This is a genomic window from Rhizobium lentis, from assembly GCF_014200175.1.
Taxonomy (GTDB): Bacteria; Pseudomonadota; Alphaproteobacteria; order Rhizobiales; family Rhizobiaceae; genus Rhizobium; species Rhizobium mulingense.
Map to the genome: position 1 here is coordinate 235,564 of NZ_JACHBD010000010.1, position 26,983 is coordinate 262,546.

Genomic DNA, 26,983 nt, shown 5'->3' on the forward strand with positions numbered 1-26,983 from the left:
TCCTATTTCAGCCGGCCGGTCTGGCCGCGGTCGCGAAGATAATGATCTGCGACGGCGCAGGCGACCATCGCCTCGCCGATCGGCACGGCTCGGATGCCGACGCAGGGGTCGTGCCGGCCCTTGGTGCGGACATCGACATTCTTGCCTTCGGCATCGATCGACTGGCGTTCGGTCAGGATCGACGAGGTCGGCTTGACGGCGAAACGCGCCACAACCGGCTGCCCGGTCGAGATCCCGCCGAGAATACCGCCGGCATTGTTGGAAAGAAAGATCGGCGTGCCGTCATTGCCCATGCGCATCTCGTCGGCATTGTCTTCGCCCGATGTTTCGGCGGCGGCAAAGCCGTTGCCGATCTCGACACCCTTGACGGCGTTGATCGACATCAGCAGCGAGGCGATATCCTGGTCGAGCTTGGCATAGATCGGGGCGCCAAGGCCGGCGGGCACGCCCTCCGCGATCACTTCGACGACTGCGCCGATCGAGGAGCCGGCCTTGCGGATGCCGTCCAGATATTCCTCCCAGACCGGCACGATCGCCGCGTCCGGCGAGAAGAACGGGTTCTGCCCGACCTGCTCCCAATCCCAGTTGCGGCGGTCGATCTTGTGTTTGCCGATCTGCACCAAGGCCCCGCGCACGGTCACACCGGGAACGACGAGGCGGGCAATGCCGCCGGCCGCAACCCTGGCTGCGGTCTCGCGTGCCGAGGAACGGCCGCCGCCGCGGTAGTCACGGATGCCATATTTGAGATCATAGGTATAATCGGCGTGGCCGGGGCGGTATTGCCGGGCGATCTCGCCATAATCCTTGGAACGCTGGTCGGTGTTTTCGATCAGCATCGAGATCGGCGTGCCTGTCGTCGTCATGGTCTCGCCGTCGACATCCAGCATGACGCCTGACAACACCTTCACCAGGTCGTCCTCGCGCCGCTGCGTGACGAAACGGGATTGTCCGGGCTTGCGCTTGTCGAGCCAGACCTGGAGATCGGCGAGCTTGAAACGCAGGCCAGGAGGGCAGCCGTCGACGACGCAGCCGAGCGCCGGACCATGGCTTTCGCCCCAGGTGGTTACGCGGAAGAGGTGACCGAATGTATTGTGCGACATGTGTTCCCACGGGCGGCGCCAGGGCCGGTCGCCGCCGGCCGCGCCATTGCTTGAAAAGGCGCGTCACTCATAGGCCAAAAAGCCGCCGAGGCAAAAGCCTTTCTTTGCGCGAAACCGGCAGCTGCGGAAATCCTGTTTCCGGGCTCGGGAAAGGGTAGCCGCCACGACGGCGGAGGTAGACGCCGCGGGAGGCGCCATGATTAACGCGGCATCTTGATTATATTTAAAATCCTATTCATCAATTGGGCGGGAAAAGCCATTCTTACGGGCAATTTTCGCCATATTCAGGAGCTTATCTGTGGCCAGTGTTCTCGTGCAGCGTTTCAAAAGGATTGTTGCCATGCGTTTCGTCGTCGCCACGCTTTTGGCCACAGCAAGTTTCCTGTCGCCGATGAGCGGCTTTGCCGAGAGCGCCGACGTCGAGGCGACGATCAAGAAGGTCGACACGGCCAATCTCGTGCTGACGCTTGACGATGGCAAGACCTATCAGGCGCCGGAGGAATTCAATTTCGACGGCCTCGAAGCCGGCGTCAAAGTGATCGTCTTCTACACCGAAGTCGACGGCAAGCGCGTCATCAACGATCTCGATATCGTCAAGTAAGCGACCATACGCCGAGATCGGCGTATAACATTCACTTTCATTCAGTTACATATGTACACTATGACGCGGCGATGGATGCCAGCCGTGGGGAACACTCGTGTCCGTTATGGAGAATGGTCTATGAAGCGCGCCTCGATCATAGTGCGCGCGGATTGAGATGAAGAGGCAGGCGTTTGGGTTGCCAGCAGCAATGATATCGAGGGGCTGGCCGTCGAGGCTGATACGCTCGAAGCACTCAAGCCGAAGGTTGTCGCAGCGATCACCGATCTTTTCGAATTGAACGGCTTCACCTCGAGCCCGCCGGAAATCCCCGTTCATATCAGCCGAACAGCGTTCGCATTCCTAATCCAACTTACTGAGCGCATGGCCGGCTATCTCCGCAAACTTAAGGAGTTGCCGTTGAAAGGTGGCTGCGAATACGTGCGACCGGGGAAGGGCGATCAAGAAATCTGGTAGAGCCCGATTTCCAACCGCCACTTCACCGTCGATCATGGCGTAAAATCTCGCCCTACAGCCAATGAAACGCTGAAACAGGCCGGATTTCCGAAGGCATTCTGATCGAGACGTAGTAACGACGCCTACAGCCAGACGATCGTCCGCTCCTTGGTGTCGATCCTGACGATCTGGTCCTGCGGGATCCCGCCTTCCGCCGCGCTGCTTTTCGGCAGGTCGGCGACCATCTGGAAAAGCGTGCGGATGACGCCGCCATGGGTGACGCAGACGGTCGGGCGATCGACGGAGCGCAACCATGAGCCGGTGCGCCAGGAGAGGATCTCATAGCTTTCCGCGTCGTCGCCGGGTGGGATGAAATCCCATTTCGAGGCATTGCGTTCCGCCACCCGCTCGCGCTGCGTCGCCTTCAACTCCTTGAGCGTCGAGCCCTCCCAATCGCCGAAGGAAATCTCCACCAGCCTCGGATCGGTGCGATAGGCAAGCGGCGGCAGCCCCATGGCGGCGCGCATGATTTCCATGGTCGCGCGCGTGCGCCCGAGCGGGCTGGCGACAAAATCGAATTCGCCCACCGTTTCGCCAAGAATTTCCGCCAGCGCAATGCCGTTCCGCCGGGCCTGTTCCAGGCCGATGGCGTTCATCGGAATGTCCTTCTGGCCCTGCAGGCGGCGCTCGGCGTTCCAGTCCGTCTGACCGTGTCTGATCACATAGATAAGCACGGTCCAGACTCCGGAGGCATTTAGTCCTTGACGACCGAAATATCCGGCGCGTCGACGGCCTTCATGCCGATGACATGATAACCGCTGTCGGCATGGTGCACTTCGCCGGTGACCGAGCGCGAAAGGTCGGACAGGAGATAGAGGCCGACATCGCCGACTTCCTCGATGGTGACGGTGCGCCGCAGCGGGGCGTTATATTCGTTCCACTTCAGAATATAGCGGAAATCGCCGATGCCGGAGGCGGCGAGCGTCTTGATCGGTCCGGCCGAAACGGCGTTGACGCGGATGTTCTGCGGCCCGAGGTCGACGGCGAGATATTTGACGCTGGCTTCGAGGGCGGCCTTGGCGACACCCATGACATTATAATTCGGCATCACCTTCTCGGCGCCGTAATAGGTCAGCGTCAGCATCGAGCCGCCTTCCGTCATCAGCTTCTCGGCGCGGCGTGCGACCGAGGTGAAGGAATAGACGGAGATCTGCATCGTCTTATTGAAATTGTCGGGCGAGGTGTCGATGTAGCGGCCGGTCAACTCGTCCTTGTCGGAAAAGCCGATCGCATGCACGAGAAAATCGATCTTGCCCCACAGTCTTTCGACATTCTCGAAAACCGCGTCGATGGTGGCTTCGTCGGCGACGTCGCAATGGCCGACGAGCGTCGCTTCGATTTCGGCGGCGAGCGGCTCGACACGCTTCTTCAGCGCATCGCCCTGATAGGTGAGCGCAACTTCTCCGCCCTGCGCATGAATGGCCTTGGCAATACCCCACGCAATCGAACGATTGTTGGCGACACCCATGATGACGCCGCGTTTGCCTGCCATGAGGCCGGATGCTTGAGCCATATTTCGCTCCCTAGGATTCTGATCGATCCTGCCTATGGCATAGGCCGTTAATCGGTTCAAGCTTGGCCTGGATCATCAACTGTTAGGGATCGTAACAAAGGGTGCGAATGTCGTAAAAATTTCACAAAAACAGGCCTTCACGCATGCTGCGCATGAGATCGGTGATCTTGTCGTCGGGTTTTTCCCACAGAATAATGCGCAATTCGACGACGAGATCGCCTCTGCTGCCGTCTTCCCGCGGCAATCCCTGGCCGGAAATCCGGATCGTCTTGTCCGAGCCCGACCATGCGGGAACGGTGATATTAAGCGGCCCGGCCGGTCCATCGATGCGCGCCTCGGTGCCGAGCACGGCGTTTTCGATGCTGAGCGGCAGCACGGCGTGCAGGTCGAAACCGTCGACGGTGAAGCGCGGATCGGGGGCGATGCGGATATTGACGACGGCATCGCCGCGCTGCATGCCCGGCAGCTTGAAGCCCTGTCCCTTGAGCCGGATCTCGTGACCATCCGTCGTGCCCGCCGGCAAGGCGAAGCCGATTTCGCGACCCTCCGGCAGCGACGCGGTGATCCAGCCGCTCTTCAGCACGTCGTCGATCGTCACCGTCGCCGTCGTCACCTCGTCAGGCGCCTTTTCGAGGCCGGCATCCTTGGCGCCGGTGAAACGGCGCACCAGCGATGTCAGAATGCTGAGCGGCAGTGGCAGGTTGACGCCGGCATTGTTTGACGCCTCGCCGGTTTCCTCCTCGGCTTCGGCGGCGTCGCCATCGGCCCGCTTGCCCGCTTCGGCCTGCGTCTGGCCCTGCATCTGCTGATTATGAGTCTGCTGATATTGGGTTTGCTGATTCTGGGCTTGATGCGGGCGGCCCTGCGCCCGGCCGCCCGCCGCAGCGCGTGTCTGCGCGCCAAAAATGCGTTCGACCATCTCTTCGGCGCCTTCGGCAGCAGCGGCGTGCTGCTTGGAGCCTTCGGCCGCGGTCTTCTGGGCCGCCCGGGCAAGCTCTTCCATCACCCGCTCGGCATTTGCCTGGGCCGCCTTGGCGCGGGCTGCAGCCTCACGCGCGGCCTGGCGCTGCTGCATGATCGTCTGTTCCTGCTTCTTGGCCTCCGCCATCCGCATGGCATTGTCGAACAGGCTGCGCTTGCGCGGATCTCTTAACGTTTCATAGGCACGGCCGATCTCGGCGAACCGGGCGGTCGCCGTCGGATCATCCTGGTTGTGATCGGGATGCGCGGCCTTCGCCATGTTGCGCCAGGCTGCCTTGATCTCGTCCGCCGCCGCGTCGCGCTTGACGCCCAGAATTTTGTAAGGATCGCGCATGTCAAAACCGCCGGTGTTGCGATGCGGGCGCCTGTCCTTGCCCGGCATCCCCGCCCAATATCAAAGTCCAATATCAACGCCGTGAGGCGCCACCGGCCGCAAAGGCAAGCAGAGCCACTCTCAACGCCGATCGTGCGGCCGAGTTGCTAACCACTTCTTATTTCTGTGAAGGGATTGGGAGTGTTTTGCCGGAAATGGTTAGCTCTTTGCTAAGCATTGGGTGGAAAGCCGGCGGCCATTAACCTGTCGGCGCGCCGGATTAGCGTCAACTTTCCCGCCGGATCAGCTCTCCGGTTGGAAGCTCAGGAGCTGCCAGTTGCCGCCGCCGACAAGGCAGGTCTTGCCGTAGAATTTGGCGATGCCGACATACGAGTGCCGTGTCGTGCGGAACTGCCGGCAGACCTGGCCCGCCTCATTGTTTTCGACGATCGTATCGATAACGCCGGCGCTGCCGGTCGATGCATTCGCCCAGGGAAGCGGCTGGCCTTCGAGCTTGTTCACATCGGCCGAAGTCACGGCGTTGCGCACCGTCATCTCGTCAGACAGCGTGTCGGTGCTCGGCGGCGTCTGCGGCACCGTGCCTGTTGCCACCGACCGGTCGACCTTGGCTTCGCTCAAGAAATCCATGCCGCCGCCAACGCAACCGGAGAGCGACAGCATTGCAGCGCCGATGACCAGGAAGGCGCAGCTGCGTTGCCGCAGACCCTTTGTATGGCGATATGACTTTGCTATGACTTCCACCCTGCATCCTGTCCAGTTATGAAAAGCTGGGCGAATTTTGAACAATCCGGGGCATTTGAACCAATATGTCGGCAAACGAGTTAACAAGCGGTGACTTTACCGAAAGTGGCGAGCCCTTCAAGCTCTTTGCCGAATGGCTGAAGGAGGCGGAGGCCTCCGAACCGAACGACCCGAATGCCGTGGCGCTGGCGACGGTCGACGAGGATGGTCTTCCCAATGTCCGCATGGTTCTCCTGAAGGGATTCGATGACGACGGTTTCGTCTTCTACACCAATTTCGAGAGCCGGAAAGGTCTCGAAATCTTGGGGCAGAGGAAAGCCGCCATGTGTTTCCACTGGAAAAGCCTGCGCCGCCAAGTGCGGCTGCGCGGCCCTGTCGAGATTGTGAGTGACGCCGAAGCCGACGCCTATTTCCAAACGCGGGCGCGCGGCAGCCGCATCGGCGCCTGGGCTTCCAAACAGTCCCGCCCGCTCGAAAGCCGATTCGCGCTGGAGAAGGCGGTGGCCGAATATACGGCGCGCTACGCCCTCGGCGAAATTCCACGCCCCGCCCACTGGTCGGGCTTTCGCATCCGGCCGACCTCGATCGAATTCTGGAAGGACCAGAAATTCCGTCTGCATGACCGTATCGAATTTCGCCGGCCGTCGCCGGAAGGCGCGTGGGAAAAGGTGCGGATGTATCCGTGACGATTTACCTGCCCATCAGCTTCAGCGGTATGCCGGAAGCAAGGGCTGAGACGTAGCGTCGCTTTTGGTAGAAGCCGTTCAGCGACATGCGCGGCAAATAGGCGGTGCTGGCGGCTGCCGGCAGCCCGGGCTGCGTGGTGACGGCGACCGAAAAGCCGAGATCGCAGGCAATCCGCGCCTCACGGGCGGTGGCAGCCTGCGGCGTGCCGTAGGGATAGGCGATCGTATCGGGGCGGATGCCAGTCAGCCCCTCGACATAATCGGCCGAAACCTGCATCTCTATCCGCGCTTCGGCTGCTGGCAGGCGGGCAAGGGCGCGGTGGCTGATCGTGTGCGCCCCGAGTGCGGCGAGCGGATGTCTGGCAAGCCATTGCAGCTCACCCGGCCCCATGACCAGCTCGCGCACGATATTCACCGGCTCGAGGCCGTTTTCCCGCGCCAGGCTGTCGATGGCGGCGACGGCGCGTGCCTCGTCGGAACGGTGGATGTAAGCGGCAAAGCGGTCGAAGGCGTCCCATTGTTGCCGCGGGCTTTCGAGCGCCAGCCGCTCGCTGCCGCGGCCGAAATCGAACCGGATTTCAGTTGCTTGGCGCAGGAGAACAGCGAGCGTCTCCCACCAGATGCTGTGGGAGCCCTCGGCAAAACCCTGGCTGACGAAAACCGTGAACGGCGCCTGGTGCCGTTCGAACACCGGCAGCGCATGCTCCAGATTGTTGCGGTAACCGTCGTCGAGCGTGAAGGCCGCAAACGGCCTGCCGCCCTCCGGCTCCGCCAACAGCGCCGGCATCCGATCGAGCGGCACGAAACGATAGCCCTCCCGCGCCAGCCGCCTGAGCGCCGCGTCGAGAAAGTCAGGGGTGATTTCGAGATGCGCATTCGGCGCGAAAGGCTGGGTCACATGCGGGCGGACGTGATGCAGCGTGAAGACGACGCCGCTCCCGCGCGCCTGGCGCATCAACCCGGCCGCCGCGAGCAGCCAGGATGCCTCGAGCCCGGCGCCGATCGCCGCGCGTTTTGCCAGTTGCTTCAATTGTCCCCTCATGCGCCGCCCATTGCCTTTTGCGACAAACTAGCAACAGCGGCTTAAGCCTTGCTGAATCACGATTTCGCACAGCTTCTTTGGTTTTTTGTTAACCAAGGCGATGAAAAGACTAGAAAAATGGTAGGCGTTGCCGCAAAGTCGCGACAAACTTGCGGCTTCTGTCACATTACGACACAGGGCCGGCCCATCAAGAGCCAGCGCATCAGGGGGATTCCATGAGAAAGCTATTGGCGGCTGTTTTGACCGTAACGCTGGCCGTCTCGGCGCCGCTTGCGGCTCTTGCCGGCAACGCTTCGCTGATCCTCGATGCCCGCACCGGCAAGGTCCTTGCCGCCGAAAACGCCGATACGCTGAACCACCCCGCCTCGCTGACGAAGATGATGACGCTTTATCTCACCTTCGAGGCGCTGAAACGCGGCAGGATCGCCTGGGATACGCCGATCAAAATGTCGAAATATGCTGCCGCCCGGCCGCCGACCAAGCTCGGCGTCAAGGCGGGCGGCACCATCACGGTGCGCGAGGCGGTCTATGGCATGATCGTCAAATCCGCCAACGATGCTGCCGCCGCGATGGCCGAGACGCTCGGCGGCTCGGAGAGCGGTTTTGCGCGGATGATGACGGCAAAAGCCCGCCAGCTCGGCATGAGCCGCACCGTCTTCGTTAACGCATCCGGCCTGCCGAACAGCAGCCAGGTGACGACGGCGCGCGACATGTCGACGCTCGGCGTGGCGCTGATGAAGCATTATCCCAATGAATACCGCCTGTTTTCGATGGCGAGCTTCAATTTCCGCGGCAAGACCGTGCGCGGCCACAACAATCTCATGTACCGCTACCAGGGCATGGACGGCATCAAGACGGGTTATACCAATGCCTCTGGCTTCAATCTCGTCAGCGCCGTCAAGGACGGCAACCGCCGTGTCGTCGGCGTCGTGCTCGGCGGCCGCACCGCCCGCAGCCGCGACGCCAAGATGGCGGCGCTGCTCGATCGCTATCTCGGCCGTGCCTCCGGCGGCGCCAGGCTGATGGCGAGCGTCGGCGCCAAGGAGGCCGTCGAAGTCGCTTCCGCCGCCGATGCGTCCGATGTTCCGGTGCCGCTCAACGCGCCGCGCTCGGCCGGCGATGCCGCGCCGAACGGCCTCGGGGCCAACAGTCTGGCCTATGCCGACGATGCGGTCGTGCCGTTGGAGCGTCCGGCCGCGATGGACGAAATCCTCGCTGCCGGCAAGACGGTCAAGCCATCGGCCGAAAAAGCCGATGGAACCTGGCAGATCCAGATTTCGGCCGCGCCGAGCGCCGATGCGGCGCGTGCGCTTCTCGCCCAGGCGCAATCGGAAGGCGGCGCGCCGCTCGTTTCCGCTTCGCCCTATACCGAGGCGGTCGGGACGGGCGCCAACAAGATCTATCGCGCCCGCTTCGTCGGCTTCGCCAGCAAGGATGCCGCCGTTTCGGCCTGCGACGCGCTGAAGCAGCGCTCCTACGACTGCATGCTGTTGCCAGACCACGGCTGATCGTTACCTGGCACTCAAGGCAATCCCCTCTGGACAAGCAGCGGGAATCAGCGTCTCTTCCATAAACAAAAGGAGAACGCCGATGTTGCGTCGTCTTGCCGAACAGTTCGAAACCTCGTCCGCCGCCCATGTCGCCGCCAACGGCATCGAACGCGATGCCGACTGGTTCCTCCTGAAGCTGCAGGAAGAAATGGGCGAGCTGACACAGGCGTGGAACCGGCTGACCGGCCGGGGCCGTGCCAAAGGCCGTTCGCCCGAGGAAATGCGGCGCGATCTGGCCGACGAGACCGCCGACCTGCTCGGCCACTTGCTGCTGTTTGCCCGCCGCAACGATATCGATCTTGCCGCGGCGATCGAACGCAAGTGGCGGTTTCAGCCGATGCAGACGGCGAACACCTAAGAATTGCAGTTTCTGCCGGACGGCATCGACGTTAGAAGATCTTGTTCACTCCGATCACGAGCCAGAACGAAAGCGCCGAAATCATCGCCGCAGCCGGCAGCGTGACAACCCATGCGACCACGATATTGCCGGCAAGGCCCCACCGGACCGCGGAGACGCGCCGTGCGGCGCCGACGCCGATGATGGCCCCGGTAATGGTGTGAGTGGTCGAAACGGGAATGCCGAGCCAGGTGGCGCCGAAGAGCGTCAAGGCGCCGCCCGTTTCGGCGCAGAAGCCTTGCATCGGGTTCAGCCTGGTGATCTTCGAACCCATCGTATGCACGATGCGCCAGCCGCCGAAGAGCGTGCCGAGCGCCATGGCCGCCTGGCACGAAATCACCACCCAGAGCGGCACGTGGAAACTGCCGCCGAGGTAGCCCTGCGAATAGAGAAGCACGGCAATAATGCCCATGGTCTTCTGTGCGTCATTGCCGCCATGACCAAGCGAATAGAGCGACGCCGACACGAATTGCAGGAAACGGAAGGACCGATCGACCGCAAAAGGTGTCTGCCGGATGAAGGTCCAGGTCACCGCCAGGATGAGGAACAGGGCGAGAAGAAAGCCGATCATCGGCGACATGACGATTGCGGCAGCGGTCTTGAGGAGGCCGCTCCAGACAATCGAACTCAATCCGGTCTTGGCAAGGCCCGCGCCGACCAGGCCGCCGACAAGCGCATGGGAGGAACTGGAGGGAATGCCGAATATCCAGGTCAAGACATTCCAGGCGATGGCGCCGATCAGGGCGGCGAAAATCACCTGCGGCGTGACGATCGCCGGATCGATGATGCCGGTGCCGAGCGTCTCGGCCACATGCAGCCCGAAGAACAGGAAGGCGATGAAATTGAAGAACGCCGCCCAGAAGACCGCATATTGCGGCCTCAGAACCCGCGTCGATACGATTGTCGCAATCGAATTGGCCGCATCATGCAGGCCATTGAGAAAATCGAAGAGCAGCGCGACGCCAATAAGGCCGACGAGAAGCGGAAGAGCGAGGGTGGCATCCATCAGACATTCTCGATCACGATGCCGCTGATCTCGTTGGCGACGTCCTCGAAACGGTCGACCACCTTCTCCAGCTCGCCGTAGATCTCGCTGCCGATCATATAGGCCATCGGATTGTTGGCGCCATGTCTGCGAAACAGATCCTTGAGCCCTAGCTCATGCAGCTCGTCGGATCGGCCTTCCACGCGCGTCACCTGTTCGACGATGGCGGACAGCCGCGGCGCATTGGCAGTCATGCGATCAAGCAACGGAATGGCTTCGGCAATGAGATTGGCGGCCTCGACGACGGTCTTGCCCATCTCCCGCATGCCAGGATCGAAGCTGGTCTGCTCAAAAAGCCGGATGGTCTTGACGGTCTTGTGCATCATGTCGATCGCATCATCCATGGATTGGATGAGATCCTTGATGTCGCCGCGATCGAAAGGCGTGATGAAGCTTCGCCGGACCGCAAGCATGACTTCGCGGGTAATGTCGTCGGCCTGGTCTTCCAACCGCACGATCGTCTCGCATTGATGTTCGATCTCTATTCCCGACAGCAACCTGTCCAGAGCCTGTGCGGCCTCGACGATCGTCGTGGAATGTTGTTCGAAGAGCACAAAGAACCGGTCTTCGCGCGGCATCAACTTTCGAAACCAACCCAGCATGAATACCTCGCGATCCCTGATTTGCGCTATCGACGATGAGAGCAACCCTTTTATGTGAAGCCGTCCTAAACCCTATCCCTTTGAAGAGATAGGGGCAAATTTCGGTTTATGACAGATTTGTGACAATGGCGCCTTGAAAAAGGAGCACAGTTGAAGAACATTGTCGGTCACCGAACCCTTGGTCCATTGTCCCTCGACACAGCCCAGGCTTTCATTCCACCATTGACCTGGAGATCGACATGGCGTCCGCCACAAATAATTCCCGACCAGTGGTGGCTGACGCGAATGCCGAAGAAAGCTAGGTCCTATCTCGGCCGGCTCGCAGGCGCGACCGAGCAGCTGTTTCGCGGGGAAGCGATCGAGCAGTTTGCGGCGATCTGCTACCGAAAAGTCGGAGACAGCGCGGTGGAGGTTCTGCTGATCACATCGCGCGAAACTGGCCGGTGGATCATTCCCAAAGGCTGGCCTATCGCCAAGCTCGCGCCCCATCAGGTTGCCGAGCGCGAGGCATGGGAGGAAGCCGGTGTGAAGGGTAAGGCCAAGAAGCGCCCCTTCGGCTTCTATACCTATATCAAGACGCGCGCCAACGGTGAGCGCGTTCCCTCGGTCGTTCAGGTCCATCTCCTGAAAGCCCGGGAAATAGACGAGAAATTTCCAGAGGAAAAACAACGGAGCAGCCGATGGCTGCCGCCGCTCGAAGCCGCGGTTCTCGTTCGCGAGCCCGAACTGAAAAGCTTGTTGGGCAAGGTTGAAAAAACGGTGATGAAACCGCCTAAAGCGTGATGCCGAAGCCTAGAGCGGTTTTCGGAGCCGCATCCTCTGTTTCATCACCCGACCTTATATCGGTAGAACTTGCTATCCACCGCCATCAGCGGGAAGGCCCGGGGCAGGGCGCTTTTGGCAATTTCGGTAAAGCCGTTCTTCTCGTAGAAACGATGGGCGGCGACGAATTTGTCGGTTGTGCCGAGGAAGATATCGGTCAGGCCGGCATCCCTGGCGTGGGCAAACAGGTGATCGAGAAGCCGCGCCGCCACGCCATGTTCGCGGCCGCGAACCTCGGCGGCAACGAACATCTTGCGCAGCGCCGCCTGATTGTGGCCGATATCCTTCAAGCCCAGGGTCCCGACGATGACGCCGTCCTTGACGGCGACCCAGAAGTGGCCTTTGCCGGACTGGTAGAAATCCGGGATGACCCTGAGATCCGGCTGCGCATCGGCGGTGATGTCGATGCCGAATTCTTCGCGCTGGATCGGCAGGATCAGCGACAGCACGTCATCGGCGTCGCCGACGGCAAAAGGTCTGATTTCGATCTCCGCCATCGGCTCCTCCCGCCTCAGGTCTGCGTGCCGCCGACCGTCACCTGATCCATCCGCAGATGCGGCTGACCGACGCCGACCGGAACCCATTGGCCCCCCTTGCCGCAATTGCCGATGCCGGTGTCGAGCTTCATGTCGTTGCCGATCATCGTGACCCGCTTCATCGCATCGGGCCCGTTGCCGATCAGCATCGCGCCCTTGATGGGCGCGCCGACCTTGCCGTTCTCGATCAGGTATGCCTCGGTGCAGCCGAAGACGAACTTGCCGGAGGTGATATCCACCTGGCCGCCGCCGAAGGAGACGGCATAGATGCCCTTCTTCACCGAGGCGATGATTTCATCAGGCGTCTTGTCGCCGCCGAGCATGTAGGTGTTGGTCATGCGCGGCATCGGCACATATGCATAACCCTGGCGGCGTCCGTTGCCAGTGGGCGCCATGCCCATCAGCCTGGCATTCTGCCGATCCTGCATATAGCCGACGAGCTTGCCGTTCTCGATCAGAACATTGTAGCCGGACGGAGTGCCCTCGTCGTCCACGGTGATCGAGCCGCGGCGGTTGTCGATCGTGCCGTCGTCGACGACGGTGACACCGGGTGCTGCCACCATCTGGCCGAGAAGGCCGGCAAAGGCTGACGTCTTCTTGCGGTTGAAATCGCCTTCCAGCCCGTGACCGACCGCCTCGTGCAGCATCACGCCCGGCCAGCCGGAGCCGAGAACGACATCCATCGTGCCGGCCGGCGCATCGATCGCCTCGAGATTGACGAGCGCCTGGCGCAGCGCCTCGTCGGCGCCGAACTTCCAGCTTCCCGTTGCGATGAAATCGCCGAAGCCGATGCGGCCGCCCTGGCCATAGGAGCCGCTTTCCTGCCGATCGCCTTCGCCGACCACGACCGAGATATTGATGCGCGTCATCGGGCGGATGTCGCGCACCCGATGGCCGTCGGCGCGCAGGATGTCGACCATCTGCCAGCTTGCCGCGACCGAAGCCGTCACCTGCCGTACCTTATCGTTCTTGTTCCTCAAATAGGCATCGATCTCGGTCAGCACCTTCACCTTTTCCTCGAAGCTCGGAGAGCCGATCGGATTTTCGTCGGTATAAAGCTTGCGGTTGGTCCGCTGGGGTGCTGCGGCATAGCTGCCGGCATAACCGCGCGTCACCGCACTGACGGCATCAGCGGCCCGTTTCAGCGCCGTGACGGAAAGATCGCCCGCATGCGCGTAGCCGACCGCTTCACCGGCAACGGCACGCAGTCCGAAACCCTGCTCGGTATTGAAGCTGCCACCCTTCAGCCGGCCATTGTCGAAGGTCAGCGCTTCGGCCTGCGCATGCTCGATGAACAGCTCGCCGTCATCGGCGCCGGACAGAGCCTCGGCGACCAGACCGCGCATGGTGGCGTCGTCGGCATCGAAAAGCGTCAGGAGATCGGTGGTCATGGTCTGGCTCCAATGGGCATGCGTTCGGGAATGCGCTTACTCCCTAGATAGGGTTCTACCTGATAAAGAGTGAAGCCCTGCGGCCAAATTATTCCTTGTGGGGCAAGTTCATTTCAGGAGATGGGAGTGCGCGCGAAGGAGATATCTGCGTTTTTCGCTTTACGTTCAGGGGCGCCCCCGCGCCAGCGTCAAGCTTGACTGGAACGTCACCCCATCCTCCGTCATCCTCGGCCTTGAGCCGAGGATCCATACCCGCCCACTGATGGATGCCGCGTGGATACTCGGGTCAAGCCAGAGGGTGGGATGAGCCTTTGGAGCACGTGCAGCGAGGGAAGTTGGAAGACGAGCCTAGTGGCGCCGCGCTCGCATGCCCTACGGCAGCGCATCGAAACCCTCAGCGAAACCCTTGAGGTCGACGGGGATGCCGATGCCTTCTTCGGGGGTCTGAAAGACGATGAAGGTTGCCTGGGCGCCGCTGCGGAAGGTCTTCAGCAACTCGTCCTCGAGCACGACCTCGGCATAGCAGCCATCGGCGAAGCAGCGCACGAAATAGGCGCGGCCGATATCCTTGCCGTCGACATTGAGGCCGAGACCGTTCGGCAAGAGCACGCCGAGCGGTGCTAGCACGCGCAGGATCTTCGACTTGCGGTCGGCCGTCTTCAGCACGACGACGGAAAGCCCGACTTCTGGCCGGTCCTCGGCGATGACGTTCTGCATCAGCGCGCATTGTTCGGCCGAAGCGCCGGCCGGCTTGTCGCAGACAACAGACCAGGCGCCATGATTGGATTTCACCGTGCCCGGCGCCTGCGGCTGTGTCTGGCCGGGCGTCGCCGGTTCGACCTTCGGGCTGGCGGCGTTCGGCTGCTGCGGGGTGGGGGCAGGGGCGGCCGGGGCTGGCGCGGTGGGCGCGGCCGGGGAGGGGGCGGGTTGCTGTGCGAAAACGGGCGTCGCCGTGGCAGCCGCGATGCTGGCAGTCACGACGAGCGACTGCGCGAGGGAACGGAAACCCATGAAAACCTCTGGATATCGAATCATTGCGGCTATTGTTGAAGCTGCCCACCGAAAATGAAAAGCCCCACCCCGTGAAAACCGGGGGACTGCGGCAGAAATTGGACCTTTCGACAAGAATGTGCGGCGGCCGGATTGGCCGGAAAGGCGTTTTTTCATATGCTGATGAAAAACTTGGGATGTTTTGCCGTCCGCGCCTGCCTGCTCTTTAAGCAAAAATGCCGCATAGACAATTGCTCTGGCCTGTTGCGGCAAATGCCAAACTGTGGTTTGAAGCGCTGAAGATGGCAAGGATTCTGCGTTGGTTTTGCAGGTCAAGCGCTCGAGGGAGATAATAAGGTGATGAAGAAGGCTTATGCAGCTCTGACCGCGCTGGTCTGTCTGCTTTTTGCTTCCGGCACATATGCCGACCAGCCGAAGCCGTGGCAGGCGACGCTGCAGCCGGCGGCGACGCCGATCATGCGGGAAATCCACTGGTTCGAACAATATACGCTGTGGTTTATCGTTCCGATCACGCTCTTCGTTCTGATCCTGCTCATCGTCGTCTGCTTCAAGTTCCGCGCCAGCGCCAATCCGGTGCCTTCGAGGACGAGCCACAACACGCTGATCGAGGTCATCTGGACCGTGGGGCCGGTCCTGGTGCTGCTCCTTCTCGCCATTCCCTCCTTCAACCTGCTGACGGCGCAGCTGACGCTGCCCGAAAACCCCGATGTGACGATCAAGGCGACCGCCACGCAGTGGCAGTGGAACTATGAATATGAAGGTTCGGGTGACAGCCCGCTCGCCTTCGATTCCTATCTTCTGAAGGATCAGGACCGCGCCGCTGCCGGCAAGGAAGATAAGTCGATCTATCCCAGGCTTCTGGCCGTCGACAACGAGCTGGTCCTGCCTGTCAACAAGACGGTGCGCGTCCTCGTGACCGCGGCACCCACCGACGTCATCCACGCTTTCGCCATGCCGTCCTTCGGCATCAAGATCGACGCCGTGCCGGGCCGTTTGAACGAGACCTGGTTCAAGGCCGAGCGCGAAGGCCTGTTCTATGGCCAGTGTTCCGAGCTCTGCGGCAAGGACCATGCGTTTATGCCGATCGCCATCCGCGTCGTCTCCGAGGACAAGTACAAGCAGTGGCTGAGCGCGGCCGCCAGCGACCTGCCCGGCGCCTACAAGACACTCATGGCCGCAACCGATGGTCCCGCAAAGGCCGTCGACGTCGCCGAAGCACAGTAATCAAAGGGGATCGGGACAATGGCTGGACCTTCCGCTCACGACGATCATTCTCACGCCCATCACGATCACGCGCACGATGATCACGATCACCATGATCACGGGCACAAGCCGAGCTTTGTCAATCGCTGGCTGTTCTCGACCAACCACAAGGACATCGGCACGCTCTACCTGATCTTCGCGATCATCGCCGGCATCATCGGCGGCGCGCTGTCGGTGGCCATGCGCATGGAGCTGCAGGAGCCGGGCATCCAGATCTTCCACGGCCTGGCCTCCATGGTCTACGGCTATGAGGGCGATGCCGCCATCGACGGCGCCAAGCAGATGTTCAACATGTTCACCACCGCGCACGCGCTAATCATGATCTTCTTTATGGTCATGCCGGCGATGATCGGCGGTTTCGCCAACTGGATGGTGCCGATCATGATCGGCGCCCCCGACATGGCCTTCCCGCGCCTGAACAACATCTCCTTCTGGCTGATCGTTCCGGCCTTCGCGCTGTTGCTTCTGTCGATGTTCGTCGAAGGTCCGGCCGGCGCCTACGGCACGGGTGGCGGCTGGACGATGTATCCGCCGCTGGCAACGAGCGGCACGCCGGGACCGGCGGTGGATCTGGCGATCTTCGCGCTGCACATTGCCGGCGCCTCGTCGATCCTCGGTGCGATCAACTTCATCACCACGATCCTCAACATGCGCGCTCCCGGCATGACGCTGCACAAGATGCCGCTCTTTGCCTGGTCGGTGCTGATCACCGCCTTCCTGCTCTTGCTGTCGCTGCCGGTTCTGGCGGGCGGCATCACCATGCTGCTGACCGACCGCAACTTCGGCACCTCCTTCTTCTCTCCGGAAGGCGGCGGTGATCCGATCCTCTACCAGCACCTGTTCTGGTTCTTCGGTCACCCCGAGGTTTACATTCTCATCCTGCCGGGCTTCGGCATGATCAGCCACATCATCTCGACCTTCTCGAAGAAGCCGATCTTCGGCTACCTGGGCATGGCCTACGCCATGGTCGCAATCGGCGCCGTCGGCTTCGTCGTCTGGGCCCACCACATGTACACGGTCGGCCTGTCGCTTGATGCGCAGCGTTACTTCGTCTTCGCCACCATGGTCATCGCCGTGCCGACGGGCGTGAAGATCTTCTCCTGGATCGCGACGATGTGGGGCGGCTCGATCTCGTTCCGCACGCCGATGCTCTGGGCGATCGGTTTCATCTTCCTGTTCACGGTCGGCGGCGTCACCGGCGTCCAGCTTGCCAATGCCGGTCTCGACCGGTCGCTGCATGACACCTATTACGTCGTGGCTCACTTCCACTACGTTCTGTCGCTCGGCGCCGTCTTCGCGATCTTTGCCGGCTGGTACTACTGGTTCCCGAAGATGACCGGCTACATGTACAACGAGTTCCTCGGCAAGCTGCATTTCTGGGTCATGTTCATCGGCGTCAACCTGGTGTTCTTCCCGCAGCACTTCCTTGGTCTCGCCGGCATGCCGCGCCGCTACATCGATTATCCGGATGCCTTTGCCGGCTGGAACTATGTTTCCTCGATCGGCTCCTACATCTCGGCCTTCGGCGTGCTGATCTTCCTCGTCTCGGTCTTCGAAGCCTTCGCCAAGAAGCGCATCGCCGGCGAAAATCCGTGGGGCGAGGGTGCGACGACTCTGGAATGGCAGCTGCCTTCGCCGCCGCCCTATCACCAGTGGGAACAGTTGCCGCGCATCAAGTAAAGCGTGCGGAAAACCGGACGCCGCATTCCATACGGCGTCCGGCGTAAGGAAATTCAGGACGGAATGATGACGGTTATCGACAATCACGAGGCGCTTGCAGAGGACGGCGAAATGTCGGAAGCGAGCGCGCGCGATTATTTCGAGCTCTTGAAGCCACGGGTCATGTCGCTCGTGGTCTTCACCGCCTTTGCCGGCCTGGTGCTGGCGCCGGGCCACATCAACCCCGTCCTCGGCCTGATCGCCATCCTTTGCATCGCCGTCGGCGCCGGCGCCTCCGGCGCGCTGAACATGTGGTACGACGCCGATATCGACGCCGTCATGAGCCGCACGGCCAAGCGCCCAATTCCGGCCGGCCGCGTCGCGCCGTCGGAGGCGCTCGCCTTCGGCTTGGTGCTGTCGGGCTTTTCGGTGGTCATTCTCGGCCTTGCCGTCAACTGGCTGTCGGCCGGCATCCTTGCCTTCACCATCTTCTTCTACGCCGTCATCTACACCATGTGGCTGAAGCGTTCGACGCCGCAGAACATCGTCATCGGCGGTGCCGCCGGCGCCTTTCCTCCGATGATCGGCTGGGCGTGCGTCACGAATTCGGTGACGATCGAGAGCACCGTTCTCTTCCTGATCATCTTCCTGTGGACGCCGGCGCATTTCTGGGCGCTTGCCCTGTTCAAGATGCGCGATTACGAGGCCGTCGGCGTGCCGATGCTGCCGAACGTCGCCGGCGAGCGGGTGACCAAGCATCAGATCGTCGCCTATGCGGTGCTGACCGCCATCTGCGCGGTGCTGCCCTCCGTCCTCGGTTTCGCAAGCTTCGGCTACGGTCTCGTCGCCGCCGCTCTCGGCGCGATCTTCATCTACTGTTCCATCGCCGTCTGGCGCATGCCGGACGGCGATCTGAAGATGATCCCGGCAAAGAAGCTCTTCGCCTTCTCGATCTTCTACCTCTTCGCCGTATTTTCAGCCCTGATGATCGACCGGCTGGCTTCGGTCTTGGTTTCGCACGCTGGAGGTTGGTTCTGATGGATCTGGTCAAGCTCACCGAAAAGCAGATGAAGTCGCGCCGCAACCGCAACATCGCCCTCGGGCTGGTGCTGGCCGGCCTTGTCGTCCTCTTCTATGCGATCACGATCGTCAAGATCGGCGGGGGAATGGCCGGATGAGCGAAAAAGCCGCCGCACCCAGGAAGGAGGGCCGCAACAACGGCGCCGTCGTCATGATGTGCCTGAGCTTCGTCTTCGGCATGGGCGCGATGAGCTATGCCGCCGTGCCGCTCTACCGCATCTTCTGTCAGGTGACCGGCTATAACGGCACGACGCAACGCGTCGAGCAGATGTCGAGCGTCGTGCTCGACCGCAAGATGCGCGTCACCTTCGACGCCAATGTCGCCCCCGGCCTGCAGTGGAATTTCAAGCCGGTCGAGCGCGAGGTCAATCCGAAGATCGGCGAAACCATCCAGGTCAATTTCGTCGCCGAGAACCGGTCGACCGAAACCCAGCGCGGCCAGGCGGTGTTCAATGTCACGCCGGGCGAGGCGGGCGCCTATTTCAACAAGGTGCAGTGCTTCTGCTTCACGGAAACGGACCTGAAGCCGGGCGAGAAGCTGGAGATGCCGGTCGTGTTCTATATCGACCCTGAAATCGTCAAGGCTGTGGAATCGAAGGATATCCACACGGTGACGCTGTCATATACGTTCTACCCGAAAGAGGGTCCGAAGCCTGTCGCTTCGAATGAGGGTGGAACGGTGAAGATTGAAAAGAAACTTTGATCAAGGCTCGTTTCCGGCTATGCCGGGAGCGAAGTGAGGAAGACATCCGGGGATAGCCACATGGCCGATGCGCATCAGAAGAACCACGACTACCACATCATCGATCCGAGCCCGTGGCCGATTCTCGCCTCGCTCGGCGCCTTCATCATGGCGATCGGCGGCGTCTGCTATATGCGTTACCTGAACGGCGGCTCCTTCAAGGTCGCCGGCGCCGAATTGGCCAATCCCTGGCTCTTCTATATCGGCCTGGTGCTGGTTCTCTACGTCATGTACGGCTGGTGGGCCGATACGGTAAAGGAAGCCCATGAGGGCTCTCACACCCGCGTCGTCTCGCTGCACCTGCGTTACGGCATGATCATGTTCATCGCTTCGGAAGTGATGTTCTTCGTCGCCTGGTTCTGGGCCTATTTCGACGCCAGCCTCTATCCGCACGAGGCGATCCAGGCCTCGCGGCTCGCCTATACTGGCGGCGTCTGGCCGCCGAAGGGCATCGAAGTCCTCGATCCCTGGCACCTGCCGATCTACAACACCGTCATCCTGCTGCTCTCGGGCACGACCGTGACCTGGGCGCACCATGCGCTGCTGCACAACGACCGCAAGGGCCTCATTCAGGGCCTGACGCTGACCGTGCTGCTCGGCATCCTGTTCTCCTGCGTGCAGGCCTACGAATATGCTCACGCTCCGTTCGACTTCAAGAATTCGATCTATGGCGCGACCTTCTTCATGGCGACCGGCTTCCACGGTTTTCACGTCCTCGTCGGCACGATCTTCCTCCTGGTCTGCCTGCTGCGTGCGCTTCGCGGCGACTTCACCCCGAAGCAGCATTTCGGCTTCGAGGCAGCCGCCTGGTACTGGCACTTCGTCGACGTCGTCTGGCTGTTCCTGTTCTTCTGCATCTACGTCTGGGGCGGCTGGGGCGCACCCGTCGCCGCAGGCTGATCAGGAAGTCAGCTTCAAACAGAAGGGCGGGCCTCGGGTCCGCCTTTTTTGTCTTTGGCCAAACGCTCCGTCATCGAGGGGCTTGACCCACGACGCGGCCCCTGACTACCTGCTACGATTGAGTGAGAATAACCAAGGTCTCCGGCAATACTCCGTCATACTCCATCGCATCCGCCGCTTGCTTGGACTTCATAAATTCTTCCAGGCGGCCCATGTCGGGGACGTCCATGACCAGGCCAACTCGGTTGGATCCTTGTGGATCGACGAACGTACGAATGTTTGTGCAGCCTAGGGGCTCGAAAACCTCTTTGCGGCGTGGTGAAGTGAGCCAATGTTTGACGTCTTTGACGTCGTGATAGGCCAATATGGTAGGCATAGCATCCTCCGCTCAAAGCCAATTAGAACACTACGCCGCGATTGATCACATTGATATTACCCGGATGGGCGGGGCGCAGCGTCGTCGGCAAATGGCAAAGATGTCGACGCTCTCGTCGCTTCCGGCCCCAGCTTCGCATTAGAAGCAATCATGGTAGCATTTGCTACCGGACTTCGCATCGAAAGCTCGGGTCAAGTCGGTCAAACCTGAGCATGACGGCGACTGGGACGTGCGATTGGCAAGAGGCGGACACTCATCCCATGATCGGGGATCGACAAAGCATTTGCTTGATCCGGGAGAGATCAAGAATGCTCCATCCCAAGAACTCCCGAATTCGCAGAGGAGTAGGCAATTTGCAGATCCCCGATCGTTTTCGAGACGGATGGATGGTTGGTGAACCATCGGATGAATTCCGCTCTTCCCGGCTATCTCATGATCAGCTCCAAGACGGATACGAACGATCTTTCCGATTTGTCCGAGGCCGCATTGAAGGAGCTTGGTCCGTTGCTGGCGACAGCTCAGGACGTACTGAAGCGGAAACTGGGAGCGCAACGCGTTTATATCGGCCGCTACGGACACTCTCCCGGCTATCCCATCCATTTTCATGTGATCCCGATCTATGAGTGGGTGGAGGAATTGTTCTGGAAAGACAGCCGATATCGCATCCTCCAGAGTTTTGCCGACGGACCGGGAGAGACCCCGACGGATGGCGCCGAACTGACCCTGTTCGTCTGGCGCGAATTCTGCGAGCGCGCGGAGCCGCCGCCGGTTCAAGGCCGGTCCGTCTCGGAGACCATTGAAATATTGCGAAGGGCGATGCGATGATACACCGATAGGTCGAGCATCGAGGAGGCTCCATGGTTTTCTGGGCAGCGAGTTTGTTTGGATTGGCGATCGGCTACCTCATCGGTTCCACGCCCACGGGCTATCTTGCCGGGAAACTGCTTAGAGGCATCGATATTCGCGACCACGGCTCCGGTTCCACCGGCGCAACGAACGTCTTGCGAACCCTGGGGAAATGGCCTGCGTCGGCGGTGCTTCTGGTGGATGTGCTAAAAGGCGCGGGAGCGATCCTGTTTGCCCGTTGGTTTTATCCGTGGCTCCACAGAGTGCTGCACGACATGCCGCCGGCCGCACTTGAGCTGCACGCTTGGCTACCTTGGGCTGTTTGTCTGGCCGGACTTGCCGCATTGCTCGGTCATAGCCGTTCGATCTGGCTGAATTATAAAGGCGGCAAATCCGTCGCTGCGGGGCTCGGCCTGCTGCTCGCAATATCCTGGCCGGTCGCTCTTGGCGCCCTTGCGACTTTTGGCGTCGTGCTCGCCATCTTCAGGATCGTTTCCCTCGGGTCGATGCTGGCGGCTTTGACTGCAATCGCTCTCATCTGCAGCCTCGAGCAGCCCTTGCCCTATCGGCTGCTGGTGATCTCAGGCGGTGCCTATGTGATCATACGTCATCGCGCCAACATTCGCCGGCTGCTGTCAGGGATGGAGCCGCGCCTGGGGCAAGGCAGCCCGGAATCAAAAGCGGCGTCGCAAAGTTAGAGCGGCGACGTGGGCCGTCTGCGGCCCCCTCATCCACCCTACGGGCACCTTCTCCCCGCTGGGAGAAGAGGGGAGTCGACACGCCGTGGCATAACACTTCGCCCCCAGAGTGGCAGAAGGTTGCGGCAGCCGGATGAGGGGCCGATCTCAACGCCCGCCGGCAATCCGCTCAAAAGCCGAAGGTTCGGGGATGCCGAGATCGAGGCGCTGGCGGATCGCCTCGGCGCACTCGAGGGCGGTCAGCACCGATGTATCGACCTCCATGTCGTAGATCCCGGGCCGGTGCACCTCGTCCTGCCAGCGCTGCACCGGTTCGGGGATCGACACCTCTTCGGTGGCGCGGAGATACAGCGTCTCGCGGCCTTCTTGGGCAACCTCGCGCCGCTGCATGATCGTCTCGATCGGACAGCGCACGCCGACGAACAGCACGGAAAAGCCTTCAAGGCGCCGGGCGCAGTCGGGAAGTATGCCGAGCGGGCGCGAATAGCTGTCGTGATGGCCGAGATCGGCGACCACATTGAGTCCCAATCCGGCATGAATGGCGATCGATTCGTAAAGGGCGGCATAGAGGAACGGTATCAACTCCTCCAGCTCCGGCCGCTCGCCGCCGGGCCTCAGCCCTATGCCGGGCAGATAGCGCTTCGGCGTCATGGCATTGTAGCTGTCGACGCCGAGGTTGATCCAAGGCCCCTCGAATTCCTCCTGGATTGCCCGGGCAATGCTGGATTTGCCGCTGCGCGGCGCCCCGTTCAGGATGATGATCTGTCCGGCATGGCTGTCATGGGTCATCAGTCTTCTTCTTCTGTTTGGCGCGAATCGTTCAGGGAGGTCGCGCAGGCATTTCCATTCGGGATGCGAATACTTTATGGGAGAGTTAAGGCAGCATGGAATTGTCAGAAGGAGTGGCATGAACGAGGACAGCGCTCATTTTCCCCCGGTCGACCCTGTTAAGACAGGCATCAAGGGCTGCTGCCCGCGTTGCGGCCAGGGCAAGCTGTTCGACGGCCTGCTCGGGGTAAAGCCGCGTTGCGCATCCTGCGGTCTCGATTATTCCTTCGCCGATTCCGGCGATGGTCCGGCCGTCTTCGTCATCCTTATCGTCGGCTTCATCATCATCGGCATGGTGCTGTGGCTGCAGGTGAATTACGACCCGCCGATCTGGGTGCATATCCTGATCTTCGCCCCGCTGACGATCATCCTGTCGCTGCTGACGCTGCGTTGGGCCAAGGGCATCCTGATCGCCATGCAATACAGACACAATGCCCGCGAGGGACGCCTGAGTGACTGAAGCAGAGCATGTAATGCCGCGCCGCCGGCTGCCTGTCATAACAGGCATGCTGGTGCTGATTGCGCTTGCCGTCCTAATTTCGCTCGGCACCTGGCAGGTCGAGCGCCTCCACTGGAAAGAGGGGTTGCTCGCCGATATTGCCACGCGCCAGGCTGCCGCTCCGGTGCCGCTGGCCGACATCGAGGCGATGGCCGCGAGCGGCGGCGATATCGAATACCGCAAGGTCACCGCCACCGGCCGCTACATCAACAACAAGGAGCGGCATTTCTTCGCCACCTGGCGCGGCCAGACCGGCTTTTACGTCTATACCCCGCTCGAGCTTGCCGACGGGCGCGTCCTCTTCGTCAATCGCGGTTTCGTTCCCTATGAGAACAAGGAGCCGGAAATGCGCATGCAGGGCCAGCTGACGGATCAGCAGACCGTCACCGGCCTGGCGCGGGCAAAACTTCCGGGCAAGCCCTCGCGGCTGGTGCCGGACAATGACGTCGCCAAGAACATCTTCTACTGGAAGGATCTCGACGTCATGGCCGAAAGCGTCGGGCTGGAGAAGGGGCGCGTCCTTCCCTTCTTCGTCGATGCCGATTCCACCCCCAATCCGGCCGGCCTGCCGGTCGGCGGCGTCACCCAGGTCGATCTGCCGAACGACCATCTGCAATATGCCCTGACCTGGTACGGCCTGGCCGCCGTGCTCCTCGTCGTGGTGGCGATCTCCTGGTTCCGCAAGTCAGGGAAGTCGCCTCGGCAATAGTATCGCTTCAATTCTTGGCCATATTGGGCTAGAGGTCCCTAACCCTCACAATCCGGAACAGACATGAATATTGCGGCGAAACCTCCCTTGACGATCAGGCTCTGCGGGCCGCGCGGCTTCTGCGCCGGCGTCGACCGCGCCATCCAGATCGTCGTGCTGGCGCTGAAATCCTATGGCGCGCCGGTCTATGTGCGTCACGAGATCGTCCACAATCGTTATGTCGTCGAGGGGTTGGAGGCCAAGGGCGCCGTCTTCGTCGAGGAGTTGGACGAGATCCCGGCCGAGCATCGCGCCCAGCCGGTGGTCTTCTCCGCCCATGGCGTGCCGAAATCCGTGCCGGAGGATGCGGTAAGCCGCAATCTCTTCTATCTCGACGCCACCTGTCCGCTGGTTTCCAAGGTCCACAAGCAGGCGATGCGCCACAACCGCCTCGGCCGCCACGTCGTGCTGATCGGCCATGCCGGCCATCCTGAGGTGATCGGCACGATGGGACAGCTGCCGGAGGGGTCGGTTTCGCTGATCGAGACCATCGAGGATGCCGACGCCTACGCACCCGCCGATCCGGACAATCTCGGCTATGTCACCCAGACGACGCTATCGGTCGACGACACGGCCGGCGTCATCGCCCGCCTGCAGGAGCGTTTTCCCAACCTGACCGCGCCGGCAGCCGATTCGATCTGTTATGCGACGACCAACCGCCAGGAAGTGGTGAAGCAGGCGGCGCCTGGCTGCGATCTCTTCATCATCGTCGGGGCGCCGAACTCCTCCAATTCCAAGCGCCTCGTTGAAGTGGCGCTGCGGGCAGGGGCGAAGAAATCGATTCTCGTGCAGCGCGCCGCCGAACTCGACTGGGACGAGATCGGCGCGATCTCGACGCTCGGCCTTTCCGCCGGCGCTTCGGCCCCCGAGGTGATCGTCAACGAGATCATCGAGGCGTTCCGCGCCCGCTTCGACGCCCGCGTCGAACTGGCCGAAACGGTGCAGGAAACCGAGAATTTCCTGGTCAACCGCGAATTGCGCAGCATCGAGCTGACGGCGGCCGACATGGCCTTCGTCAACGGCTAGGCCTTCATAGCGGCCGCGCCATCCATCATCCATAAGCAAAGACGAGACTTCACTTGGCAGTCTATACCGATATCGCCGAAGACGATCTGAAGTGGTTCCTGACCGAATATGACGCGGGAAGCCTGCTCTCTTACAAGGGCATCGCCGAAGGCGTGGAAAATTCCAATTTCCTGCTGCACACCTCCAAGGAGCCGCTGATCCTGACGCTCTATGAGAAGCGCGTGGAAAAGGGCGACTTGCCGTTCTTCCTCGGCCTGATGCAACATCTCGCAGCCCGCGGCCTCTCCTGCCCGCTGCCGCTGCCGCGCCGCGACGGCGCGCTGCTCGGCTCGCTCTCCGGCCGTCCGGCGGCGCTGATTTCCTTCCTCGAAGGCATGTGGCTGCGAAAGCCGGAGGCAAAACACTGCCGCGAGGTCGGCCGGGCGCTCGCCCAAATGCATGTGGCGGGTGCCGGTTTCGAGCTGAAGCGCCCGAACGCGCTTTCGCTCGACGGCTGGCGAACACTCTGGGAAAAATCCGAGGCGCGCGCCGACGAGGTCGAGCCCGGCCTGCAGGATGAGATCCGCAGCGAACTCGATTTTCTCGCTGCCGCCTGGCCGAAGGGTCTGCCGGCCGGCGTCATCCATGCCGATCTTTTCCCCGACAACGTCTTCTTCCTCGGTGATCAACTCTCCGGCCTGATCGACTTCTATTTCGCCTGCAACGACCTGCTCGCCTATGACGTTTCGATCTGCCTGAATGCCTGGTGCTTCGAAAAGGACGGCGCCTACAACATCACCAAGGGCACGGCGATGCTTGAGGGTTACCAGAGCGTGCGGCCCTTGAGCAGCGAAGAGATCGCCGCTCTGCCGGTGCTGTCGCGCGGTTCGGCGCTGCGCTTCTTCCTGACCCGGCTTTATGACTGGCTGACGACGCCCGAGGGCGCCATGGTCACCAAGAAGGACCCGCTCGAATATCTGCGCAAGCTGCGCTTCCACCGGCAAGTCGTCTCGCCGGCAGAATACGGGCTCAGCCAATGAAACACGTCGATATCTTCACCGACGGCGCATGCTCCGGCAATCCCGGCCCCGGCGGCTGGGGCGCCGTGCTGCGTTATGGCGACGTCGAAAAGGAGCTTTGCGGCGGCGAGGCGGATACCACCAACAACCGCATGGAACTGCTGGCGGCGATCTCCGCCCTGCAGGCGCTGAAGACGCCATGCGAGGTCGACCTCTATACCGACAGCGCCTACGTCAAGGACGGCATCTCCAAGTGGATTTTCGGCTGGAAGAAAAACGGCTGGAAGACATCGGACAAGAAGCCGGTCAAGAACGCCGAACTCTGGCAGGCGCTCGAGGAAGCCCGCAACCGCCACAAGGTGACGCTGCACTGGATCAAGGGCCACGCCGGCCACCCGGAAAACGAACGCGCGGATGAACTGGCGCGCAGGGGCATGGAGCCGTTCAAGAAGGGCAAGGCGGTTTCATTTTAG

At 61.5% G+C, this 26,983-nt stretch carries 31 protein-coding genes and 1 pseudogene; 19 read left to right on the forward strand and 13 right to left on the reverse strand.

Annotation, left to right across the window (positions count from 1 at the left end):
• Positions 1–2 precede the first annotated feature (2 nt).
• Positions 3–1,100, reverse strand: coding sequence for a chorismate synthase (aroC, locus tag GGI60_RS23025; protein WP_183918741.1), 1,098 nt, complete (start codon positions 1,098–1,100; stop codon positions 3–5).
• A gap of 340 nt (positions 1,101–1,440) precedes the next feature.
• Here aroC and GGI60_RS23030 point away from each other — a divergent pair, with 340 nt between their 5' ends.
• Both GGI60_RS23030 and GGI60_RS32650 read left to right on the forward strand, forming a co-directional pair.
• Positions 1,441–1,701: a DUF1344 domain-containing protein gene (locus GGI60_RS23030; protein ID WP_003569889.1), complete on the forward strand. Its 261-nt coding sequence runs from the start codon at positions 1,441–1,443 to the stop codon at positions 1,699–1,701.
• Positions 1,702–1,896: 195 nt separating this feature from the next.
• A pseudogene (locus GGI60_RS32650) lies at positions 1,897–2,060 on the forward strand (DUF1902 domain-containing protein).
• A gap of 219 nt (positions 2,061–2,279) precedes the next feature.
• Here the strand turns inward: GGI60_RS32650 and GGI60_RS23040 are convergent.
• The 4 genes from GGI60_RS23040 to GGI60_RS23055 form a co-directional block, all read right to left on the reverse strand.
• Positions 2,280–2,870 (reverse strand): histidine phosphatase family protein, encoded by a 591-nt coding sequence (locus GGI60_RS23040; RefSeq protein WP_183918742.1) that lies wholly within the window; start codon positions 2,868–2,870, stop codon positions 2,280–2,282.
• Positions 2,871–2,890: 20 nt separating this feature from the next.
• Positions 2,891–3,709: an enoyl-ACP reductase FabI gene (gene fabI, locus GGI60_RS23045; RefSeq protein ID WP_085777195.1), complete on the reverse strand. Its 819-nt coding sequence runs from the start codon at positions 3,707–3,709 to the stop codon at positions 2,891–2,893.
• Between the two features lie 121 nt (positions 3,710–3,830).
• A complete protein-coding gene (locus GGI60_RS23050) occupies positions 3,831–5,024 on the reverse strand; it encodes a DnaJ C-terminal domain-containing protein (protein WP_183918743.1) in 1,194 nt (397 codons plus the stop codon).
• A gap of 282 nt (positions 5,025–5,306) precedes the next feature.
• A complete protein-coding gene (locus GGI60_RS23055; protein ID WP_183918744.1) occupies positions 5,307–5,765 on the reverse strand; it encodes an RT0821/Lpp0805 family surface protein in 459 nt (152 codons plus the stop codon).
• Between the two features lie 65 nt (positions 5,766–5,830).
• On the opposite strand from GGI60_RS23055, the gene pdxH reads away from it, so the two are divergent.
• Complete coding sequence (pdxH, locus tag GGI60_RS23060; protein WP_183918745.1) at positions 5,831–6,451, forward strand: pyridoxamine 5'-phosphate oxidase; 621 nt, start codon at positions 5,831–5,833, stop codon at positions 6,449–6,451.
• Positions 6,452–6,455: 4 nt separating this feature from the next.
• Here pdxH and GGI60_RS23065 read toward each other — a convergent pair whose 3' ends face one another.
• Positions 6,456–7,493: a polysaccharide deacetylase family protein gene (locus GGI60_RS23065; protein ID WP_183918746.1), complete on the reverse strand. Its 1,038-nt coding sequence runs from the start codon at positions 7,491–7,493 to the stop codon at positions 6,456–6,458.
• Positions 7,494–7,708: 215 nt separating this feature from the next.
• Between GGI60_RS23065 and GGI60_RS23070 the strand changes: the two genes are divergently transcribed.
• Positions 7,709–9,001, forward strand: coding sequence for a D-alanyl-D-alanine carboxypeptidase family protein (locus GGI60_RS23070; RefSeq protein ID WP_183918747.1), 1,293 nt, complete (start codon positions 7,709–7,711; stop codon positions 8,999–9,001).
• Positions 9,002–9,083: 82 nt separating this feature from the next.
• Positions 9,084–9,401, forward strand: a complete 318-nt coding sequence (locus GGI60_RS23075; RefSeq protein WP_183918748.1) for a pyrophosphatase — start codon at positions 9,084–9,086, stop codon at positions 9,399–9,401.
• A gap of 31 nt (positions 9,402–9,432) precedes the next feature.
• Here GGI60_RS23075 and GGI60_RS23080 read toward each other — a convergent pair whose 3' ends face one another.
• Together GGI60_RS23080 and GGI60_RS23085 are read right to left on the reverse strand one after the other, a co-directional pair.
• Positions 9,433–10,446 (reverse strand): inorganic phosphate transporter, encoded by a 1,014-nt coding sequence (locus GGI60_RS23080; RefSeq protein WP_183918749.1) that lies wholly within the window; start codon positions 10,444–10,446, stop codon positions 9,433–9,435.
• Positions 10,446–11,087, reverse strand: coding sequence for a DUF47 domain-containing protein (locus tag GGI60_RS23085; RefSeq protein ID WP_183918750.1), 642 nt, complete (start codon positions 11,085–11,087; stop codon positions 10,446–10,448). The genes GGI60_RS23080 and GGI60_RS23085 overlap by 1 nt, the downstream gene beginning before the upstream one ends.
• A gap of 405 nt (positions 11,088–11,492) precedes the next feature.
• On the opposite strand from GGI60_RS23085, the gene GGI60_RS23090 reads away from it, so the two are divergent.
• A complete protein-coding gene (locus tag GGI60_RS23090) occupies positions 11,493–11,870 on the forward strand; it encodes an NUDIX hydrolase (RefSeq protein WP_409527275.1) in 378 nt (125 codons plus the stop codon).
• A 44-nt stretch (positions 11,871–11,914) separates the two neighbouring features.
• On the opposite strand, the gene GGI60_RS23095 is transcribed toward GGI60_RS23090, so the two are convergent.
• From GGI60_RS23095 to GGI60_RS23105, 3 genes are all read right to left on the reverse strand, one after another.
• Positions 11,915–12,406, reverse strand: coding sequence for a GNAT family N-acetyltransferase (locus GGI60_RS23095; RefSeq protein WP_183918752.1), 492 nt, complete (start codon positions 12,404–12,406; stop codon positions 11,915–11,917).
• Positions 12,407–12,420: 14 nt separating this feature from the next.
• Positions 12,421–13,836, reverse strand: coding sequence for a metalloprotease TldD (gene tldD / locus GGI60_RS23100; protein ID WP_183918753.1), 1,416 nt, complete (start codon positions 13,834–13,836; stop codon positions 12,421–12,423).
• A gap of 372 nt (positions 13,837–14,208) precedes the next feature.
• Positions 14,209–14,871, reverse strand: coding sequence for an invasion associated locus B family protein (locus tag GGI60_RS23105; protein ID WP_183918754.1), 663 nt, complete (start codon positions 14,869–14,871; stop codon positions 14,209–14,211).
• A gap of 315 nt (positions 14,872–15,186) precedes the next feature.
• On the opposite strand from GGI60_RS23105, the gene coxB reads away from it, so the two are divergent.
• The 6 genes from coxB to GGI60_RS23135 all read left to right on the forward strand — a co-directional run bounded on the left by coxB (position 15,187) and on the right by GGI60_RS23135 (position 20,491).
• Entirely contained in the window at positions 15,187–16,071 is an 885-nt protein-coding gene (coxB, locus tag GGI60_RS23110; RefSeq protein WP_183918755.1) for a cytochrome c oxidase subunit II, read from the forward strand.
• A gap of 18 nt (positions 16,072–16,089) precedes the next feature.
• Positions 16,090–17,790 carry a cytochrome c oxidase subunit I gene (ctaD, locus tag GGI60_RS23115; protein ID WP_183918756.1) on the forward strand — a complete coding sequence of 567 codons (1,701 nt, stop codon included), beginning with the start codon at positions 16,090–16,092 and terminating at the stop codon, positions 17,788–17,790.
• A gap of 66 nt (positions 17,791–17,856) precedes the next feature.
• On the forward strand, positions 17,857–18,807 hold the full coding sequence (locus GGI60_RS23120) for a heme o synthase (protein WP_183918823.1): 951 nt from the start codon (positions 17,857–17,859) through the stop codon (positions 18,805–18,807).
• Positions 18,807–18,947, forward strand: coding sequence for a hypothetical protein (locus tag GGI60_RS23125; RefSeq protein ID WP_004672998.1), 141 nt, complete (start codon positions 18,807–18,809; stop codon positions 18,945–18,947). Before GGI60_RS23120 ends, GGI60_RS23125 begins: the two co-directional genes overlap by 1 nt.
• Positions 18,944–19,552: a cytochrome c oxidase assembly protein gene (locus GGI60_RS23130; protein ID WP_183918757.1), complete on the forward strand. Its 609-nt coding sequence runs from the start codon at positions 18,944–18,946 to the stop codon at positions 19,550–19,552. The genes GGI60_RS23125 and GGI60_RS23130 overlap by 4 nt, the downstream gene beginning before the upstream one ends.
• 60 nt (positions 19,553–19,612) lie before the next feature.
• Entirely contained in the window at positions 19,613–20,491 is an 879-nt protein-coding gene (locus GGI60_RS23135; RefSeq protein WP_183918758.1) for a cytochrome c oxidase subunit 3, read from the forward strand.
• Positions 20,492–20,603: 112 nt separating this feature from the next.
• Here GGI60_RS23135 and GGI60_RS23140 read toward each other — a convergent pair whose 3' ends face one another.
• The gene (locus GGI60_RS23140; protein ID WP_183918759.1) at positions 20,604–20,867 is read right to left on the reverse strand and encodes a hypothetical protein; all 264 of its coding nucleotides are present in this window, start codon (positions 20,865–20,867) and stop codon (positions 20,604–20,606) included.
• 351 nt (positions 20,868–21,218) lie between these two features.
• On the opposite strand from GGI60_RS23140, the gene GGI60_RS23145 reads away from it, so the two are divergent.
• Together GGI60_RS23145 and plsY are read left to right on the forward strand one after the other, a co-directional pair.
• On the forward strand, positions 21,219–21,692 hold the full coding sequence (locus GGI60_RS23145) for an HIT family protein (protein ID WP_409527278.1): 474 nt from the start codon (positions 21,219–21,221) through the stop codon (positions 21,690–21,692).
• 32 nt (positions 21,693–21,724) lie between these two features.
• Entirely contained in the window at positions 21,725–22,411 is a 687-nt protein-coding gene (gene plsY / locus GGI60_RS23150; protein ID WP_183918761.1) for a glycerol-3-phosphate 1-O-acyltransferase PlsY, read from the forward strand.
• Between the two features lie 147 nt (positions 22,412–22,558).
• On the opposite strand, the gene GGI60_RS23155 is transcribed toward plsY, so the two are convergent.
• The gene (locus GGI60_RS23155) at positions 22,559–23,200 is read right to left on the reverse strand and encodes a chloramphenicol phosphotransferase CPT family protein (protein WP_183918762.1); all 642 of its coding nucleotides are present in this window, start codon (positions 23,198–23,200) and stop codon (positions 22,559–22,561) included.
• 118 nt (positions 23,201–23,318) lie between these two features.
• Between GGI60_RS23155 and GGI60_RS23160 the strand changes: the two genes are divergently transcribed.
• The 5 genes from GGI60_RS23160 (at position 23,319) to rnhA (ending at position 26,983) form a co-directional block, all read left to right on the forward strand.
• Complete coding sequence (locus GGI60_RS23160; RefSeq protein WP_183918763.1) at positions 23,319–23,699, forward strand: DUF983 domain-containing protein; 381 nt, start codon at positions 23,319–23,321, stop codon at positions 23,697–23,699.
• A gap of 13 nt (positions 23,700–23,712) precedes the next feature.
• Entirely contained in the window at positions 23,713–24,447 is a 735-nt protein-coding gene (locus GGI60_RS23165) for an SURF1 family protein (RefSeq protein ID WP_210314544.1), read from the forward strand.
• 63 nt (positions 24,448–24,510) lie between these two features.
• Positions 24,511–25,512 (forward strand): 4-hydroxy-3-methylbut-2-enyl diphosphate reductase, encoded by a 1,002-nt coding sequence (gene ispH, locus GGI60_RS23170; protein WP_183918765.1) that lies wholly within the window; start codon positions 24,511–24,513, stop codon positions 25,510–25,512.
• Positions 25,513–25,565: 53 nt separating this feature from the next.
• Entirely contained in the window at positions 25,566–26,531 is a 966-nt protein-coding gene (locus tag GGI60_RS23175; protein WP_183918766.1) for a homoserine kinase, read from the forward strand.
• Positions 26,528–26,983, forward strand: coding sequence for a ribonuclease HI (rnhA, locus tag GGI60_RS23180; RefSeq protein WP_183918767.1), 456 nt, complete (start codon positions 26,528–26,530; stop codon positions 26,981–26,983). The genes GGI60_RS23175 and rnhA overlap by 4 nt, the downstream gene beginning before the upstream one ends.